The 17,262-nt window shown below is 39.4% G+C and carries 18 protein-coding genes; 6 read left to right on the top strand and 12 right to left on the bottom strand.

The window, feature by feature from the left end; translation table 11 throughout:
- Positions 1 to 41: 41 nt before the first annotated feature.
- From IA57_RS10705 to IA57_RS10720, 4 genes are all read left to right on the top strand, one after another.
- Positions 42 to 1,358: a tail fiber domain-containing protein gene (locus IA57_RS10705; protein ID WP_036123070.1), complete on the top strand. Its 1,317-nt coding sequence runs from the start codon at positions 42 to 44 to the stop codon at positions 1,356 to 1,358.
- A gap of 4 nt (positions 1,359 to 1,362) precedes the next feature.
- Positions 1,363 to 1,842, top strand: coding sequence for a T9SS type A sorting domain-containing protein (locus IA57_RS10710; protein ID WP_036123073.1), 480 nt, complete (start codon positions 1,363 to 1,365; stop codon positions 1,840 to 1,842).
- An 11-nt stretch (positions 1,843 to 1,853) separates the two neighbouring features.
- Positions 1,854 to 2,273 (top strand): hypothetical protein, encoded by a 420-nt coding sequence (locus tag IA57_RS10715; RefSeq protein WP_036123076.1) that lies wholly within the window; start codon positions 1,854 to 1,856, stop codon positions 2,271 to 2,273.
- 133 nt (positions 2,274 to 2,406) lie between these two features.
- The gene (locus tag IA57_RS10720; RefSeq protein ID WP_036123079.1) at positions 2,407 to 3,375 is read left to right on the top strand and encodes a hypothetical protein; all 969 of its coding nucleotides are present in this window, start codon (positions 2,407 to 2,409) and stop codon (positions 3,373 to 3,375) included.
- Here IA57_RS10720 and ribB read toward each other — a convergent pair.
- The 11 genes from ribB to IA57_RS10775 form a co-directional block, all read right to left on the bottom strand.
- On the bottom strand, positions 3,372 to 4,526 hold the full coding sequence (gene ribB / locus IA57_RS10725) for a 3,4-dihydroxy-2-butanone-4-phosphate synthase (protein ID WP_036123081.1): 1,155 nt from the start codon (positions 4,524 to 4,526) through the stop codon (positions 3,372 to 3,374). The genes IA57_RS10720 and ribB overlap by 4 nt on opposite strands.
- 35 nt (positions 4,527 to 4,561) lie before the next feature.
- Positions 4,562 to 6,433 carry an LptF/LptG family permease gene (locus IA57_RS10730; protein WP_084176753.1) on the bottom strand — a complete coding sequence of 624 codons (1,872 nt, stop codon included), beginning with the start codon at positions 6,431 to 6,433 and terminating at the stop codon, positions 4,562 to 4,564.
- 10 nt (positions 6,434 to 6,443) lie between these two features.
- Positions 6,444 to 7,082: a LolA family protein gene (locus IA57_RS10735; RefSeq protein WP_036123088.1), complete on the bottom strand. Its 639-nt coding sequence runs from the start codon at positions 7,080 to 7,082 to the stop codon at positions 6,444 to 6,446.
- 20 nt (positions 7,083 to 7,102) lie between these two features.
- The gene (locus tag IA57_RS10740) at positions 7,103 to 9,508 is read right to left on the bottom strand and encodes an FtsK/SpoIIIE family DNA translocase (RefSeq protein WP_036123091.1); all 2,406 of its coding nucleotides are present in this window, start codon (positions 9,506 to 9,508) and stop codon (positions 7,103 to 7,105) included.
- A gap of 57 nt (positions 9,509 to 9,565) precedes the next feature.
- Positions 9,566 to 9,940, bottom strand: coding sequence for a diacylglycerol kinase (locus tag IA57_RS10745; protein ID WP_036123094.1), 375 nt, complete (start codon positions 9,938 to 9,940; stop codon positions 9,566 to 9,568).
- Positions 9,941 to 10,441: a thiol peroxidase gene (tpx, locus tag IA57_RS10750; protein ID WP_036123393.1), complete on the bottom strand. Its 501-nt coding sequence runs from the start codon at positions 10,439 to 10,441 to the stop codon at positions 9,941 to 9,943.
- 142 nt (positions 10,442 to 10,583) lie between these two features.
- Positions 10,584 to 10,841, bottom strand: coding sequence for a DUF6952 family protein (locus IA57_RS10755; RefSeq protein WP_036123097.1), 258 nt, complete (start codon positions 10,839 to 10,841; stop codon positions 10,584 to 10,586).
- A gap of 6 nt (positions 10,842 to 10,847) precedes the next feature.
- Positions 10,848 to 11,156 (bottom strand): thioredoxin family protein, encoded by a 309-nt coding sequence (locus tag IA57_RS10760; protein WP_036123100.1) that lies wholly within the window; start codon positions 11,154 to 11,156, stop codon positions 10,848 to 10,850.
- Between the two features lie 8 nt (positions 11,157 to 11,164).
- Positions 11,165 to 11,809 (bottom strand): peroxiredoxin, encoded by a 645-nt coding sequence (locus IA57_RS10765; protein ID WP_036123103.1) that lies wholly within the window; start codon positions 11,807 to 11,809, stop codon positions 11,165 to 11,167.
- 203 nt (positions 11,810 to 12,012) lie between these two features.
- Positions 12,013 to 13,503, bottom strand: a complete 1,491-nt coding sequence (gene nhaC / locus IA57_RS10770) for a Na+/H+ antiporter NhaC (RefSeq protein WP_036123106.1) — start codon at positions 13,501 to 13,503, stop codon at positions 12,013 to 12,015.
- 123 nt (positions 13,504 to 13,626) lie between these two features.
- A complete protein-coding gene (locus tag IA57_RS10775) occupies positions 13,627 to 14,832 on the bottom strand; it encodes an aminotransferase class I/II-fold pyridoxal phosphate-dependent enzyme (protein WP_036123108.1) in 1,206 nt (401 codons plus the stop codon).
- 168 nt (positions 14,833 to 15,000) lie between these two features.
- Here IA57_RS10775 and IA57_RS10780 point away from each other — a divergent pair, with 168 nt between their 5' ends.
- Positions 15,001 to 15,462, top strand: a complete 462-nt coding sequence (locus IA57_RS10780) for an Lrp/AsnC family transcriptional regulator (protein WP_036123111.1) — start codon at positions 15,001 to 15,003, stop codon at positions 15,460 to 15,462.
- 9 nt (positions 15,463 to 15,471) lie between these two features.
- Here the strand turns inward: IA57_RS10780 and IA57_RS10785 are convergent, their stop codons facing one another.
- Positions 15,472 to 15,684 carry a dodecin gene (locus IA57_RS10785; RefSeq protein WP_036123114.1) on the bottom strand — a complete coding sequence of 71 codons (213 nt, stop codon included), beginning with the start codon at positions 15,682 to 15,684 and terminating at the stop codon, positions 15,472 to 15,474.
- A 127-nt stretch (positions 15,685 to 15,811) separates the two neighbouring features.
- On the opposite strand from IA57_RS10785, the gene lpdA reads away from it, so the two are divergent.
- The gene (gene lpdA / locus IA57_RS10790) at positions 15,812 to 17,212 is read left to right on the top strand and encodes a dihydrolipoyl dehydrogenase (RefSeq protein WP_036123117.1); all 1,401 of its coding nucleotides are present in this window, start codon (positions 15,812 to 15,814) and stop codon (positions 17,210 to 17,212) included.
- Positions 17,213 to 17,262: the final 50 nt, after the last annotated feature.

Below are 17,262 nucleotides of genomic sequence, written 5' to 3' on the forward strand. Positions count from 1 at the left end.
CCACGTTCTAGATTAGTTTATAACCCATAAAATAAAGTATTATGAAAACAAAAATACTACCGCTTTTAGCTTTATTATTTATGCTATCGGGCACAGCGACAGCCCAAAAAGGTATCAACTACAAAGCCTTAATTAAGGACAACTCGGGCAATGTAGTTGCCAACCAAAATATTACCATAGAGTTTTCAATTTTAGAAGGCCCTGAAATAGGTTTTTTGGATCCTGTTTATATAGAAGCTCATACAGTAACTACAGATGTCAATGGGATTGTTATAGCTAATATTGGAGAGGGAACCCCTGAGGCTGGCTATGAAGATGTTTATGGAGACATTAACTGGGGAAGTTTTTTTGGTTCACACTTTTTAAAAGTTCAAATAGATACAGGTTCTGGACTTACAGATATGGGTACAACCGAATTTAAAGCAGTACCCTACGCTTTATATGCAGAAAGTTCTAATAATTCAGGGTTAGAAGCCATTAATGAAGGTAATGGAACTGGTAGAAGACTTATTGGGATGAACCCTGAAAACTATGGGCCTATCGCTAATTTTGCAGTCGATTTAAGTTACAGTCCCGCAAGTTCTACAACTCGTGGTGCTACTGGCGATTACGCTGCTGCTTTGGGATATCAAACCACGGCTTCTGGTTATAGTTCGTTTGCATCAGGTGTCAACACCATGGCAACCGGAACACAAGCTACGGCTATGGGAGCAGGAACAGTGGCTTCGGGAAATTCATCTACAGCTTTAGGAATAGGTACTAGGGCAGAAGCGCCAAACACTACCGCTATAGGTCTATTTAATGTTGGTGGTGGCGATCCGTTACAAGCTTCTACAACAGACCCATTATTTGAAATAGGAAATGGTCAGTATGTAGATGGTATTAATGATGTTCGTACAAATGCATTAACGGTTTTAAGAAATGGTAATGCTACATTAGCTGGTACACTTACCCAGAATTCAGATAGGCGTTTAAAAAACAACATCGAAGATCTACCTTATGGATTAAATGAAATATTAGAATTAGCTCCAGTTTCTTATAATTGGAAGCGCTATCCTGAGAAAGGAAAATCTTTAGGCTTAATAGCCCAAGAAGTACAACCTATCATTAACGAGATTGTACACGAAGCAGAAGATAAAGGCAAAACCTTAAGCGTAAGCTATATTGAGCTTGTTCCAGTGCTTATTAAAGCCATACAAGAACAGCAAGCTATTATAGATCAGCAAGCCCAAACCATTCAAAATCAGGAAACGGCTAGTGCAGAACAAAGCCAAGTTTTGCAGGGGCTCCTAAAAAGGGTAGAAGCTTTGGAAAAGCAACAATTTAACAGTACGCCAGTAGAACTGGTTAAAAACTAATGATATGTATCGAGAAACGATTTTTAAAAAGTATATAGTACTGCTACTAATACTTTCTAGTGCTTTAGTTTCAGCCCAAACCATAGAGAAATTTAGTATAGACAGCGGTGGTACTAGTGTATTTAATGGTAATGTTGAATTGATATACACTATTGGCGAGGTTAATATTCAGGAAGTTAGTGTAGGAAGTATTTTAGTGTCTGAAGGGTTTATCAATCCACTTCAGGAGGATCAAATCTTAGATGTTAATCAAGAAGTGGTTTCGAGTAGTATAAAAGTCTACCCTAATCCAGCCTCTGAAACCTTAACAATTGTTTCAGATATAGAGGTTGATAAACTTGAACTATACAACATACTAGGGAAATTAGCACTTTCTGTAGAAAATAAAAATGAGTTTGCTGTAGATAAATTGAGTGCAGGGATGTATCTGCTAAAAATAACAATAGGCGACAAACAAGCCACTAAACGAATTATTATAAAATAAACATAAAACTTATGAAGAATAGCAATTATTCAAGATTAGTAAGCATTTTTATAACACTGCTTACTCTAGTAACAAGTTGTAGTAGCGATGATGATAATACATCTAATGATCCAAATAACTCGTCGACGTTTTTAGACAAATGGTGGTACGACTCAGATGATTTTGCCGCTGATATCTATTTTCATTCAAATGGCGAATACGAACAAAAAAAAGTTGTACAAGGCACTAGTTATATTGCAAATGGTGATTGGGTTTATGAGAATGAAAGTTCAGGAATTATAAGAATAGATAACCTTGTAGGAAACGGACAGACTCAATCTACAATATGGTTAAAAGTTTCAAATATTCAAGTTAATACAATAACTATCCAGCAATCCTCTGATGGAACAGATTATTCTGAGGCGATGGATTATCAAGATACTGATAACTAGAAAATTATAATAAAAAGGCTATACGCAGAACCAAATGTACGGATAGTGTATGACTTAAAGTATTAACTATATGGAAAAATTGTCAATTCATTTTTTTATAGTAATTTAATCACAAACAATTAATCAACTAATTATGAAAATCAAATTAAAACAAGTGCTGTATGTTATATTGCCACTGGCAATTTTATCAAGTTGTAAAAACGAAAAAAAGTCAGAACCTATTGAAGAAGTAGCAATAGAAGTTGAAGAAGCCATTAAAGCACCTTCTAATGTTATAGACATTTTAACAACGAGTATGGAATTCCAAATGGCAGATACCATTACATCGGGCTGGAACACCTTTAAATATGAAAACCGGTCTAACGAAGCACATTTCTTTTTATTGGGTAAATACCCCGAGGGTAAGACAGAAGAACACACTAAAACTGAAATAGCTCCGGTATTTGGAGCAGGAATGGACCTTATTAATGCGGGTAAAGCAGAGGAAGGCTTTGCCGAGTTTGCCAAATTGCCAGCATGGTATGGTGATATTGTATTCTCTGGAGGTTCTGGATTAATTGCTGCTAGGCATACAGCCATAACAACCATAAAATTAGATCCTGGATATTATGTTATGGAGTGCTATGTAAAAATGCCCAACGGAAAATTCCATAGCCTTATGGGAATGGCCAAAGCCTTAATCGTTACAGCAAAGGACAGTGGACATACCCCACCAGAACCCACTATTAACATCACACTCTCGGGAGAGGAAGGCATTTCTTACGACCAAGATATAACTAAAGGGGAACATGTGTTTTCGGTGTTTGTTAAAGACCAAAAACCACATGAAAACTTTATATGGCACGATATCAATTTGGTAAAACTTGATGATACAGCCAACTTAGAGGCATTAGAAGCATGGATGGATTGGTCAAACCCCAAAGGGCTAGTTACTCCAGTACCCGAAGGGATAACGTTTTTAGGTGGCGTTAATGATATGTCCGCTGGTAGCCAAGGATTTTTCACGGCTACTTTAGAGCCAGGGCGCTATGCCTTTATCTCAGAAGTACCTAATACAATAAGTAAAGGCTTGCTAAAAGAATTTAGGGTTTTAGAGAATTAATACTTAACGTAGTCTATAATTTCTAACCCATAGCCAATCATACCAACGCGCTTAGTCTGCTCACTATTGGAGATTAAGCGCAGTTTGTGTATGTTAAGATCGTGCAAAATTTGGGCACCAATACCAAAGTCCTTACTATCCATTTCTATACGTGGTGCTTTAACAACCTCGCCATACACTTGCGTATCTTTTAAGGTGCTTAAGCGTTTTAAAAGGTTCATGGATTGCGATTGTTGATTAATAAAGATAATGGCGCCTTTTCCGGCATCGTTTATCACCTTAAACATATCGTCCAGTTTTTGTTCGGCATTATTGGTTAGGGTACCTAAAATGTCGTTGTTTACCAAAGTGGCGTTCACCCTTGTAAGTACGGGCTCGTTTTTAGACCACGACCCTTTGGTTAAGGCAATGTGTATTTGGTCGTTGGTGGTTTGTTGGTAAGCTCTTAAACGAAACCTGCCAAAGCGTGTTTCTATTTCAAAATCTTCTTTTTTGTCTATTAAAGAGTCGTGCTCCATACGGTAAGCAACCAAATCTTCTATAGAAATAAGTTTTAAGTCAAATTTTTTGGCCACTTCAACAAGTTGTGGCAAACGGGCCATGGTGCCATCTTCATTAAGAATTTCCACTAATATACCTGCGGGCTTTAAACCTGCCAATCTAGCCAAATCTACAGCAGCTTCGGTATGTCCTGTTCGTCTTAAAACACCACCATTTTTTGCTTTTAAAGGGAAAATATGCCCAGGACGGCCTAAATCGTGAGGCTTGGTATCGTTGTTTACTAAGGCTTCTATGGTTTTAGAGCGGTCGTGTACCGAAATACCGGTGGTGCATCCGTGGCCAATTAAATCGACCGAAACTGTAAACTGGGTGTGGTGAAGTACGGTATTGTTCTGTACCATCATGTTTAGGTCCAGCTCGCGACAGCGATCTTCGGTAAGTGGCGCACAGATTAAGCCACGGCCATGTTGCGCCATAAAGTTAATCATCTCGGGCGAAACCTTTTCGGCAGCCGCTATAAAGTCGCCTTCATTTTCACGATCTTCATCATCAACTACCACCACAACTTTTCCTTGGCGAATGTCATTAATGGCCTCTTCAATGGTGTTTAATGTAATAGTTGAATTGCTTGATGTGGTTGCTGTTGCCATAGCTAACGGTATTTATATTGGTGCAAAGATAGGGGTTATTTTAAACTATCTGAAGTGTCGCTGTTTAATTTATTTTTTCTTAAAAGATAGGTAATAGGGTATAGTACAATCCCTAAAATTAACAGCAGCACATGTTTTGATAGGGCATAGGTACTAGGAAGCAACTTGTAAAGCTTAACAAGTTTGGTGTACGCTACCACATAGTAAACAAGGTAAATAGCCCATGTTACGATGCCCAATTGAATGCATATAAATGCAATTTCTGGAAGTTTGTTGTTTTTTAATATAAAGTAAAGTGGAATAAACACAGCGCTACAAATCCAAAACACTAGGCTAAATTTAGCATAGACAAAATAATCTGCTTTAAGTTTTAACACTTCGGGGTGTTTGTTTGTGCTTAGCTTGGGTGCAGTGTGGTCTTCGTCTGCTATAATTTCTGCAACGGCATCTGGAAGCTCTCTACGCTCGCTATCGTCGTCTTTATTTTTTATGTTGAGCAGTTTTTTAACGGGCTCTATAAGGTGGTCAAACTCAAACAACCCTCGGTCTTCTGTGGCGCGTTTGGTTAGGTAAATGCTTAAAGGCAGCATGATTAATGTAGATACCCATGGCGATAGGGCGGGGTTAATGCTTCCTGTCTCAGAACTCTCTTTGGCGAAAATACCAATAAAGTGGTAGGTTAAAAACAATAGAATAGCAATAACCATAGGTAATCCTAAACCTCCTTTACGAATTAAGGCGCCTAAGGGAGCCCCGACAAAAAATAGAATAATGCATGCAAAGCCCAAAGCTAATTTTTCATGCAGGGCGATAATATGTTTGTTTAACCAAATTTGTTTGCTCTTTAGGTTTTTTTCTTTTGAAGTTACAATTTGTTTGGTGCTTTTAAAAGTGTTTTGGGCTAGGTCTATAAGCTGCACTTTTTGCTTGTTGTTAAAAATAGAAAGGATGTCGCCATTAAAAGTGCTATCGGTTTTTTTAACATCTATCCCTGTATTTATAACCGGCATGCTAGTTCTGTTATACAGGTTATTGGCATATTCTTTTCGCTCTTTCGTCTGGGCTGTTTTTAGGGTGTCTATGGTGTAGTTTAAATCCTGAATGTTAAGCATATCGTATTTGTCCGATATGTTTTTTTGGTCAAGATCAATATCGTTCAGGTTAGATAGGTCGACATTAATGGTGTATTTTTCAAAATAGCTCTTGGCCATGGGGTGTTTTTCCCGGTCTTTATAGTCTTTTGGCGGCGTATCGTCGTAAAAATAGCCATCAAATAAAATAAGGCGAAGCACATCAGAATCTTCGTTTCCAATAAGTTCACCGTTTTTAGCGATAATGGTTGTAAAGTTACCACGCTTGTTATCGGCTTTTTTATGGATAATCACCTCTTTTAAATACTGCCCGCGATCGCCAGATTTTTTGGCCACTTTAATGTTGTATTGATCGCCAACCTCGTTAAACTGCCCTTCGGCAATAACCATGGCGGGCTTTAGCTTGGCGATGTTTTTCCTTAAATTGTAGGAGTTGTATTTTGCCCACGGAATAACATTATTGCTAAAGAAAAAGGTGGTTATGGCCAGTAACGTTATAAAAACCCCTAAGCTTCTCATGGCGCGCTGCAACGAAATCCCGGTCGATTTCATGGCGGCAAATTCATAGTTTTCGGCAAAATTACCAAAAACCATAATAGAGGTAAGTAAAATGGTTAAAGGCAAAACCAAAGGCATTAGTTCTGGTATAACATAAATAAGAAATTTGGCAATGACCGTAACATCTAGGTCTTTGCCTGCCAGCTCTTTTATGTAAAGCCATACGGCTTGCAAAACAAAAATCATTAGCAGTATAACAAGTACACTGATAAAGGTTTTAAGGTAGCTGGTTAGTATGTAGCGATCAAGAATTTTCAACAGGGTGTGGTTAATCCAGTTTGTTTATGTAATAGTCCTTGTATTTATTTTTGTCAAAAGTAAACAAGGATTTTGAAAGGGGTTGATCTGTTTTAAAAGAATTAACGGTTAGGGTGGTTTTTGTGCCGTTTTTGCCAACTTCAATCAAGTTATAGATGTGCTTGGTTTGTACGTCTACCCCTAAAAGAACATGCTTAATTTCGGCATTGGAATCGATGGGAGTTAACTTGATGTACTGTATTTTTCTGCCCTTTATGTTTTGGGTAATGTCTGTATGGTAGGTATAGCCATCTTCGTAAAACGTTAGCATTTTGCTTGGGGTAATGCTGTTTTCGTCGTCTGGGTTTTCGTTAGAAATGGTAACTTCTTCATCGTCTGGACTTATGCTATAAAGCGTTTTGCCATCGTAAATTCTAGTGGCTCCCAAAATATTTAAGCGGTATTTGTCGCCTTCTAAAACAACATTGCCTCGGGTTTCTTGGTGAATGTTTTCGGAAAGGTTCTCTAGGGTATATTTAAAATCTATAGAAATATTGCTATAGGCTTTGGCTTTGTTCGATACGTCGTTAAGCAAATTTTTAGCACTGTTGCTTTGCGAAAAGGCAAAAGAGGTGAATAAAAAGGCTGCTGTTAAAAAAAGATGTTTCATGATTTTACCGGTTCAAGGATTTACTGTTTTTCTTCGTCTAATAATTGATTTAGAGCGGCAATGTCTGGAACAAGCACTTGGCGGGCTTTACTGCCTTCAAAGCCTCCAACTATGCCAGCGGCTTCTAACTGGTCTATAAGCCTGCCGGCCCTATTGTAACCTAGTTTTAGCTTGCGTTGTAATAACGATGCCGAGCCTTGCTGTGCAATAACTATAACCTCTGCTGCTTCTCTAAATAGTTTGTCTCTATCTTCTATATCTACATCAAGACTTGTGCCACTTTCTTCACCAACATACTCGGGTAACAAATAGGCATCTGGATAGGCTTTTTGCGATCCAATATAATCGGTTATTTGTTCTACTTCTGGGGTATCTACAAAGGCACATTGCAAACGTATCATGTCGTTGCCTTGGGTGTATAGCATGTCTCCGCGGCCAATAAGTTGGTCGGCTCCTGCACCATCTAAAATGGTACGCGAATCTATTTTAGAGGTTACCCTAAAGGCGATACGTGCCGGGAAGTTGGCTTTAATAATACCGGTTATAACATTAACCGAAGGCCGTTGTGTGGCAATAATTAAGTGAATGCCAATAGCACGGGCCAGCTGAGCCAATCGTGCAATAGGGGTTTCTACCTCCTTACCGGCGGTCATGATTAAGTCGGCAAACTCATCCACCACCAAAACAATGTAAGGCAGAAAACGGTGGCCGTCGTTAGGGTTTAGCTTTCTGGCTTTAAACTTTGTATTGTATTCCGAAATGTTGCGGCACATGGCATTTTTAAGCAGTTCGTAACGGTCGTCCATTTCAATACATAGCGAGTTTAGGGTGTTTATTACCTTGGTATTGTCGGTAATAATGGCTTCTTCGCTATCGGGCAATTTTGCCAGATAATGGCGTTCTATTTTATTGAAAAGGGTGAGTTCTACTTTTTTAGGGTCTACCAAAACAAATTTAACTTCTGCCGGGTGTTTTTTGTAGAGTAGGGAGGTGAGTACTGCATTTAGCCCCACCGATTTTCCTTGCCCCGTGGCACCAGCCATAAGCAAGTGTGGCATTTTGGCTAAGTCTACAACAAAGGTTTCGTTGCTAATGGTTTTTCCTAAAGCCACGGGCAAATGCATGTCGGCTTTTTGAAACTTTTGTGAGGCGATAACCGAGCGCATGGAAACAATTGTTGCATTCTTGTTAGGAACCTCGATACCTATGGTACCTTTCCCGGGAATGGGCGCAATAATACGAATGCCTAAGGCCGAGAGCGAAAGGGCAATGTCGTCTTCCAGATTTTTTATTTTGGAAATGCGAACTCCCGCTTCTGGAACAATTTCGTACAGCGTTACCGTAGGGCCAATGGTTGCTTTAATGCTGGAAATACCAATTTTGTAATTGTTTAGCGTTTCAACAATTTTATTCTTGTTTTCCTCTAGTTCCTCTTGGTTTATGGTAATGCCTTCGCTATCGTATTTTTTTAGTAAATCGAGATGTGGGAATTGAAATTTGCTTAAATCCAATTTTGGATCGAACTCGCCAAAGTCCTCTACAAGTTTATTGGCTAGATTGTCCGTTTCAGACGCTTCTTCTAAAGCGTTTTCAACTTCAATGGCTATATTGTTTTCCTTATTTTCAACGTCTCCTTCTTCTTCAATGGGTGCCGAGATTTCTAAATCGTTTTTTACGGCAGGAGGCGTTTGTGTATTGGCAGTAGTTGTTTTTTGTTCGGTATCGAGATCGAAGGTCGATTTTATGGCTTCTGCCTCGGCAGTAAGATCGTTGTCTACTATAGGGGGTTGAGAGGCTGCTTCCGAAAGGTCTTCAAAATCACTTTTAATGTTTTTCTTGGCCGATTTAAAAAGGGCTTTAAAGCTGTCTGCCGTCATTTTAAACCTTATGGCCAAATAGGTAATTGCTCCAAAAATAAGCAACATAACCACGCCTATTTTACCAATGTAGTCTTGAAGGAAAGCATTGACTTCGTACCCAATGGTGCCTCCTAAAAAGTCTATTTTACTGGTAAAAAAGCCTAGGGCTACAGAAAGCCAAATGGCAATTAAAGTGCCCCAAAACCAGTTTTTTTTCAAGCGGGCCTTGTCTATATTAAAGGTGATAAAAACCCCAGTGAGAACCGTAAGCCCCGAAAAGATAAACGCGGCCACACCAAAACCTTGTTTTATAAAAAAGTTGCTTAACCAAGCGCCAATTTTGCTCAGCCAGTTTTTGGCTTCGACTTCTCGCGTTGTAAATTCGTTTATAATGCTTTCGTCTGCATTGCCCGTAAAAAAATACGAGACGAACGAAATGAACAGGAGCATTCCAAAAATTATTAGAAAACTACCTGCAACTAATTTTTGTTGGTTGGATAAGGTTAAGCTAGGGCGCTTAAATTGCCGTTTTTTAGTGGTTTTGGTTTTCTTTTTAGTTCTCGCCATTCATGCGTTGTTTGGTTAGCAAAAATACAAATTACTAACGTTTATCCTATATATAAATTATATTTCAAAAATCTTAGGAAGATAGATGAACAGCCCTATGATTATTGCGGTTATGGCGGCATAAAAAACGGCTCCGGCAGCAATATCTTTAATAAAACCTATTTTGTTATGGTGTTCAGGATGAATAAAATCGGCCATTTTTTCTATGGCCGTATTTAATCCTTCTACCGCAACAATGAGTCCTATTGCTAGTATTTGAATCATCCATTCTGTTGGTGAAAGCTTAAAGTAAACTCCCGCAATGGTAACTATAAAAGCAACCGCAAACTGAATTTTAATACTGGATTCGGTTTTTAAAAGCAGTTTGGCGCCTTTGTAGGCATACCCGATGCTTTTTAGCCTATTTTTAAGGAAGGGCTCCTTCTTGCTCATTTACAATAAGGCCTCTAAAGCAGCTTTATAATTGGGTTCATCTACAATTTCTGGAACTTGCTCGGTGTATTTAACCACGCCATCCTCGTCTAGAACAACAATGCATCTGGAGAGTAGGGTTTCTAAAGGGCCGGTTGTAATGTCTAGGCCATAGTTTTCGCCAAAGTTTCCGTTTTTGTAATCTGATAAGGTAATCACGTTGTCTATACCTTCTGCGCCACAAAACCTAGCTTGAGCAAAGGGTAAATCGCGGGAAATGCATAGCACTTTGGTGTTTTCTAACTCGCTAGCTTCGCGGTTGAATGTTCGTACAGATGCCTCGCAAGTACCTGTATCTATGCTGGGAAAAATGTTTAGGATTAATTTACTGCCTGAAAAATCGCTAAGCGATTTGGTTTCTAGTGCGGCATTGGTAAGTTTAAAATCTGGAGCTTTAGAGCCAATTTCTGGAAGTTCGCCAGAGGTTTGTATGGTATTGCCTTTAAGTGTGATTGTAGCCATGTTTGTTTTTTTATTTGTTTGACTAAATTTAATAATTAAAAAGACCATTAAGAAATGATTTGCTTTAAAAAATAAAAAAAGCCTCTTGCTAATTTAACAAGAGGCTTTTAAGGTTTGCTATTAATCAACTAAAGGAAGTTGCTTATGTGTCTATCGATCCCATAACGCGCTTCATAAAACTATTTAAGGCGTCTTTTTTTGGTGTTCCTTCTTTTACCATTTTGTTCACTTCAATGGCACCGTACATGTTGGAGATTAATTCTCCAATAACATCCAACTCTTCGTCTTTTAGCGAAGGGACTTCGGTTAAGGCTTCTAGGGTTTCGATGGTTTCAATAACGAAATCTTCGTCATTGTCTTCAATAAATTGCGTTAAATGTTTAATTACAGGTAACTTCATTGTGTTTTACTTAACTTCGTTTACCAATTCTTTTAAAACATCAAACTTATTGGTTTGAACTTGGTTGACAAATGTCCCATTTTTAAACGTAGCGAACGTAGGTAAATTGTCTACAGTTGCTAATTTTCTCGATTCGGGGAATTTTTCTGCATCGGCAATAACAAAAGTCATTGTGTCATTTTCTGAAGCTAGTTTTTTAAACTTAGGCTTCATAATTTTACAGTTACCGCACCAGCCGGCCGAATACTGTACAATTACAGTATCGTTGCCAGAAACCAATTCGGTTAAATTATCTTGCTCTAATTCTTTAACCATGATCTTTTTTAGTTTAAGTGGGCTTTAAGGTACTCTGCTACACCATCTCTGTTGGCGTTCATGGCTGTTTTTCCTTCTTCCCAGTTTGCTGGACAAACTTCACCTTTTTCCTGTACGTGAGTTAGGGCATCAATAATACGAATGTACTCGTTTACGTTTCTGCCTAAAGGCATGTTGTTAACGCTTTCGTGCTGTACAATACCTTCTTCATCGATAATGTAAGTCGCTCTATAGGTTACGTTGTCGCCTTCTACAGTTACAATACCGGTTTCTTCATTAAAAGTTTCGTTGGTAATGTCTAGAATGCCTAAGGTAGAGGCTAGGTTTCTGTTTGAATCTGCAAGAATAGGGTAGGTTACACCTTCAATACCACCGTTGTCCTTAGCTGTATTTAACCAAGCGAAGTGAACTTCAGGCGTGTCGCAAGAAGCACCAATAACAATAGTGTTTCTTTTTTCAAACTCTGCCATTGCAGCTTGAAAAGCGTGTAATTCAGTAGGGCAAACAAAAGTGAAGTCTTTTGGGTACCAGAATAACACTACTTTTTTCTTGTTGTTAATTGCTTCTTCTAATACGTTTAGTTTAAATGTATCGCCCATGTCGTTCATAGCGTCTACGTTTAAATCTGGGAATCTTTTTCCTACAAATGCCATATTTATTATTGTTTTAAATTATTAATTCGTGACTTATTTCTGGTACAAAGTTACACAGATATACTGGATTTAAAATTGAATTTAATTATAAAATCTTATTGTGTGATAGATGGTGTTAATCGGTTTGCCTGCCTTGTGCTTTTTGTGTGAATTTGATGGTTTTACACCGTTTTGTTTAAGATATACGCATGAAAACACGTGTTTTACTGCGGTTTTTTCGACAGTTGTTTTATTTTTATTGAAAAGGCTGCAAAAAGTAGCGTCATAAAAGGGCTTAACCAGTTAAAAATGGCAAAGAAAAAATAATCAACAACAGGAACGCCTAACACACCACTTTGGTAGGCGCCACAGGTGTTCCAAGGTACCAACACCGAGGTTACTGTACCAGAATCTTCGAGGGTTCGACTTAAGTTTTCGGGGGCGAGGTTTCTGTCTTCATAAGCTTTTTTAAACATTTTACCGGGAACCACCAATGCTAAGTACTGGTCCGATGCGGTTACATTTAGTGCCAAACAACTGGCAACGGTGCTGGCAAAGAGTCCAAATGTGGTGGCCGCCAAACTTAAAAGGGCCTTGCTGATTCTGCTTAAGGCGCCAATAGCATCCATAATGCCGCCAAAAACCATGGCGCAAACAATTAACCAAATGGTGCCAAGCATGCCGCTCATGCCTCCAGAGGAAAACAAATCGTTAAGTTCGGCGCTGGTGGTTTCTATGGCTACATCAACGGTTATGGCGTCCATAACACCGCGATAAGCAGTATTAAAAGTTAAGGTGTCGCTTCCGGCTATCTTGGCCACAATGTCGGGTTGTGCAATAACGGCGGCAAGTCCCCCCAATAAAGTACCTATTAATAGCGCGATTAAAGGCGATGTTTTCTTTATAATGAGGAGTATAACAACAGCAGGAACTAAAAATAGCCAAGGCGAAATGGTAAACGCTGCATCTATGGCGTTAAGCTTGTCTGCAATGTTAGGTGTTCCGGTTGTATCGATGTTTAGTCCAATAATAATAAAAACAATTAGGGCTACAGTAATGGTAGGAACGGTAGTGTAGGCCATATACCGTATGTGTGTAAACAAATCGGTTCCGGCCATGGCGGGAGCCAGGTTGGTGGTGTCGCTTAAGGGCGACATTTTATCACCAAAATAGGCGCCAGACAGCACGGCACCAGCAGTCATCCCTAACGAAATACCTAAGGTTTCGCCAATACCAATTAAGGCAATACCAACAGTAGCCGAGGTGGTCCAGCTGCTTCCTGTTGCAATGGAAATAATGGCACAAATAACCACACAGGCAGCTAAAAATATGGTGGGATTTAAAATTTGAAGCCCATAATAAATCATGGTGGGAATAATGCCACTAATTAGCCAGGTTCCTGCCAAGGCACCGACCATTAAAAGAATAATAATGGCGCCAGAGGTCGATTTTACGTTTTCGGCAACCTCTTCAACCATCTGGTCGAAAGAGACCTTGTTAAAAAAGCCAACTATGGCAGCGACTGCAGCTCCCATAAGTAAAATAAACTGGTTGCTTCCACTTAGAGCATCATCGCCATAAACATAAAACACGTTGTAAAACAGCATGACAATTAATGCAAAAACGGGAATTAAGGCTTCCCAGATATTTAATTCTTTGTTGTTTAAAATGGTGTCATCTTCTGGTTTTTGGGGCTTTATATCTTGGCTTTCCATGTATGTTAGTGCGTTAATTTAGGATTGTAATGTTACAACTTTAGGCGAAGTTTTGCAAATGCCAAAAAAAAAGCCCAATGAAAAAACATTGGGCTGTATATAAATTGGCATGGTATAACGTGCTTAGGCGCTTAAAATATTTAAGGCCTCCATGCATTGGCGCATAATGCTGTAGGTGCGTTCTATATCGGCATCTAATCCAATAGAAAATCGAATTAAGCCCGAGCTTAGGCCCATTTCTTTTTGTTCTTCTTCTGGAATTTCTGATGATGTTGAAGTTCCTGGCGCAGAGAACAACGTTTTGTAAAACCCTAGACTTACGGCCAAGTAGCCTAAATTCTTTTCTTGCATCATTTCCATCAGGGCATTGGCTTTGTCTAACGATCCAACATCTATGGTTAGCATACCGCCAAACCCGTATTGTTCGTTAATCATGCTTTTAAAGGTGTTGTGCGATGGGTGTGATGCTAAGCCGGGGTATACGGTTTTTATACCGTCGCTTTCAAACTTCTCGGCCAAGAACATGGCGTTTTTACTGTGTTGCTGCATTCTAATATGAAGTGTACGTAAGTTCTTTAAAATGGAAGCCGCACGTAGGCTATCCATAGTAGATCCTAGTAGCATACAAGCACCATCGTTAACGTTTCTTAGGTTGTCAATAAGCTCTTGTGTGCCACAAATGACACCGCCAACAGTATCGGAAGACCCATTAATAAACTTGGTTAAACTGTGAATAACCACATGGGCACCCAATTTTGCAGGTGAAACCGATAGGGGCGAAAAGGTGTTGTCTACCACCAATTGCAACTGGTGTTTTTTGGCTAGTTCGGCAAGGGCTTTAATGTCGGCAACTTCTAAAAGCGGATTGCTAACGGTTTCGCAGTATAATACTTTTGTGTTTTTGGTTATGGCAGCCTCAACCACCTCAATTTTGGTAATGTCTACAAAGGTTGTTTGAATGTTTAGTTTTGGTGCGAAATTCTTTAAAAAGGCATAGGTTCCGCCATAAATGGTGCGGCTAGAAACAACGTGATCTCCAGCACCGCAAAGCTGCATGATTACAGGTGTAATGGCACCCATTCCAGAGGCGGTTACCGTTGCGGTTTCGGTGCCTTCCATAGCCGCTAGAGCTTCGCCTAAATAAAGGTTTGATGGTGATGAGTGGCGCGAGTAAAGGTAGCAACCATCGGCATTGCCTTCAAAGGTATCGAACATGGTCTTGGCCGATAAAAAGGTGTAGGTAGAAGAATCTGATATGGACGGGTTAACACCGCCAAATTCTCCAAAATATTGTAAGTCTTGTATGTTGTTTGCTGGTTTAAAAGCCATGGTTGAAAGTTTTAGTTGTTAATGCTTCAAAATACGTGATATTTAGATAAAAAATCAATGTATGCGTTTAAATATAGATTATTATTCTGTTTTAATCGGGTATGTTAGTTGTTTTTGTTGTATTTTTAACCCTGTTAAGGATTTCATAGAATAATTTTCGAAAAGCCTATGGTACATTTAGATGATATAGATAAGAAGCTGGTAGCCTTACTTCAGGACGATTGCAAGCAAACCACCAAGGCGCTGTCCTTAAAACTGAATCTTTCGGTGACTGCAGTTTACGAGCGGATAAAAAAGTTAGAAAAATCGGGGGTAATCGATAAATATGTGGCGCTTGTAAAAAAGGAAGCCATAGACAAATCGTTTGTAGCCTTCTGCCATATTAAGCTTGTACAGCACACACAAGAGTATGTTATGAAGTTTGAGCAGGAAGTGGCCAAGCTAAATGAAGTTATGTCCTGCTATCACATTAGCGGCGATTACGATTACCTCTTACAAGTAGTGGTAGAAGATATGGAGGCGTTTCGCGAGTTTATGGTTAATAAATTAACATCCATAAACCACATAGGAAGCACCCATAGCATGTTTGTAATTAACGAAGTTAAACATACTACGGCCATTAAGGTGTAAGACTTCGTGTTAATCTTTCATGGTAAACCCTACCTTTACGGTAACTTGCCAATACGCGATATGGCCATTGTCTCCAAGGTTGCCTCTGGTTTCTAAAACCTCGAACCAACGTAAATTTTGAAGAGATTTAGCTGCTTTGCTTAGGGCGTTTTTAACGGCATCGTCGCTAGAGGTTTCCGAAGTACCAACGATTTCAATTTTTTTGTACACATGGTCATTCATAAACGTGAGTTTTAAAGGTTAAACGCTTTTAAAAGATACAAAAAATTAACCACTTTTAGAGGCAGGTTGAGTGAAATGAAATTTGTATTTTTGTTCTCGTTTTAACAAATACGAAAAAAACAATCTTATGAACTCATACGATGTAGCCATTATAGGCTCTGGCCCTGGCGGATATGTAGCTGCCATTCGCTGCGCTCAATTGGGAATGAAAACGGCCATTATAGAAAAATACTCAGTACTTGGAGGCACCTGTCTTAATGTAGGATGCATTCCTAGTAAGGCGTTGTTAGATTCTTCGCACCACTACGAAGATGCTGTAAAACACTTTGAGGAGCACGGTATAGAAATACCAGGCGAGGTTAAAGTAAATCTGGAAAAAATGATTGCCCGTAAACAGTTGGTTGTAGATCAAACCACAGGCGGAATTGATTTCTTGATGAAGAAAAATAAGATTGACGTTTACCAAGGTGTGGGAAGTTTTAAAGATGCGACCCACCTTGTTATTAAAGGCGATAAAGAGGAAGAAATCGAGGCCAAGCATACCATTATTGCCACGGGATCTAAGCCTTCTACCTTACCTTTTATAAACATAGATAAAGAGCGTGTTATTACCTCTACCGAAGCTTTAAAACTTAAAGAAGTACCAAAGCATTTAATTATTATTGGCGGTGGTGTTATTGGGTTAGAGCTGGGGCAGGTATACAAGCGTTTGGGTGCCGAAGTTTCTGTAGTCGAGTACATGGATCGCATTATACCAACCATGGATGCCGGCTTGTCCAAAGAACTGAACAAAGTCTTAAAAAAGGCAAAATTCAAAATGAACGTATCGCACAAAGTAAAATCTGTTGAGCGTGTAGGCGACGAGGTTATTGTAAAAGCCGATGACAAAAAAGGAAACGAAGTTGTGTTTAAAGGCGACTATTGTTTGGTATCTGTAGGACGTCGTCCATACACAGATGGGTTAAATGCAGAAGCTGCCGGAGTAGTATTAAACGACAGAGGTCAAGTAGAGGTGAACGAACACTTACAAACTTCAGCATCTAATATTTATGCGATTGGCGATGTAATTAAAGGTGCTATGTTGGCCCATAAAGCCGAAGAAGAAGGTGTGTTTGTTGCCGAAACCATAGCAGGACAAAAACCGCATATCGATTATAATTTAATTCCTGGCGTAGTGTATACCTGGCCAGAAGTAGCAGCTGTTGGGCAAACCGAAGAGGCACTTAAAGAAGCGGGCGTAGCCTATAAAGTAGGACAATTCCCTATGCGTGCCTTAGGACGTGCAAGAGCGAGTATGGATATTGATGGGTTTGTAAAAGTATTGGCCGATAAGAACACCGATGAAATTTTAGGCGTGCACATGATTGGTGCTCGCGCTGCCGACATGATTGCCGAGGCTGTTGTGGCAATGGAATACCGAGCGTCTGCCGAAGATGTTTCTAGAATGTCACATGCCCACCCAACCTTTACAGAGGCTATTAAGGAAGCTGCCTTAGCCGCGACCGGTGACCGTGCTTTGCATGTGTAAAACACAAAAAACCTTATAAAAAAAGCGAACTTTTAAGTTCGCTTTTTTGT

Origin of the sequence: Mangrovimonas yunxiaonensis, from assembly GCF_000733475.1 — a bacterium.
Taxonomy (GTDB): domain Bacteria; phylum Bacteroidota; class Bacteroidia; order Flavobacteriales; family Flavobacteriaceae; genus Mangrovimonas; species Mangrovimonas yunxiaonensis.

What these genes read in the sequence shown, in the direction of transcription:
- IA57_RS10765 (WP_036123103.1), bottom strand. Translation starts at nt 11,809, where the DNA reads ATGGCATTTGTAGGAAAAAGATTCCCAGATTTAAACGTAGACGCTATG.
- IA57_RS10780 (WP_036123111.1), top strand. Translation starts at nt 15,001, where the DNA reads ATGGTACATTTAGATGATATAGATAAGAAGCTGGTAGCCTTACTTCAG.
- nhaC (WP_036123106.1), bottom strand. Translation starts at nt 13,503, where the DNA reads ATGGAAAGCCAAGATATAAAGCCCCAAAAACCAGAAGATGACACCATT.
- IA57_RS10710 (WP_036123073.1), top strand. Translation starts at nt 1,363, where the DNA reads ATGTATCGAGAAACGATTTTTAAAAAGTATATAGTACTGCTACTAATA.
- tpx (WP_036123393.1), bottom strand. Translation starts at nt 10,441, where the DNA reads ATGGCTACAATCACACTTAAAGGCAATACCATACAAACCTCTGGCGAA.
- IA57_RS10705 (WP_036123070.1), top strand. Translation starts at nt 42, where the DNA reads ATGAAAACAAAAATACTACCGCTTTTAGCTTTATTATTTATGCTATCG.
- IA57_RS10735 (WP_036123088.1), bottom strand. Translation starts at nt 7,082, where the DNA reads ATGAAACATCTTTTTTTAACAGCAGCCTTTTTATTCACCTCTTTTGCC.
- ribB (WP_036123081.1), bottom strand. Translation starts at nt 4,526, where the DNA reads ATGGCAACAGCAACCACATCAAGCAATTCAACTATTACATTAAACACC.
- IA57_RS10720 (WP_036123079.1), top strand. Translation starts at nt 2,407, where the DNA reads ATGAAAATCAAATTAAAACAAGTGCTGTATGTTATATTGCCACTGGCA.
- lpdA (WP_036123117.1), top strand. Translation starts at nt 15,812, where the DNA reads ATGAACTCATACGATGTAGCCATTATAGGCTCTGGCCCTGGCGGATAT.
- IA57_RS10740 (WP_036123091.1), bottom strand. Translation starts at nt 9,508, where the DNA reads ATGGCGAGAACTAAAAAGAAAACCAAAACCACTAAAAAACGGCAATTT.
- IA57_RS10745 (WP_036123094.1), bottom strand. Translation starts at nt 9,940, where the DNA reads ATGAGCAAGAAGGAGCCCTTCCTTAAAAATAGGCTAAAAAGCATCGGG.
- IA57_RS10715 (WP_036123076.1), top strand. Translation starts at nt 1,854, where the DNA reads ATGAAGAATAGCAATTATTCAAGATTAGTAAGCATTTTTATAACACTG.
- IA57_RS10755 (WP_036123097.1), bottom strand. Translation starts at nt 10,841, where the DNA reads ATGAAGTTACCTGTAATTAAACATTTAACGCAATTTATTGAAGACAAT.
- IA57_RS10785 (WP_036123114.1), bottom strand. Translation starts at nt 15,684, where the DNA reads ATGAATGACCATGTGTACAAAAAAATTGAAATCGTTGGTACTTCGGAA.
- IA57_RS10760 (WP_036123100.1), bottom strand. Translation starts at nt 11,156, where the DNA reads ATGGTTAAAGAATTAGAGCAAGATAATTTAACCGAATTGGTTTCTGGC.
- IA57_RS10775 (WP_036123108.1), bottom strand. Translation starts at nt 14,832, where the DNA reads ATGGCTTTTAAACCAGCAAACAACATACAAGACTTACAATATTTTGGA.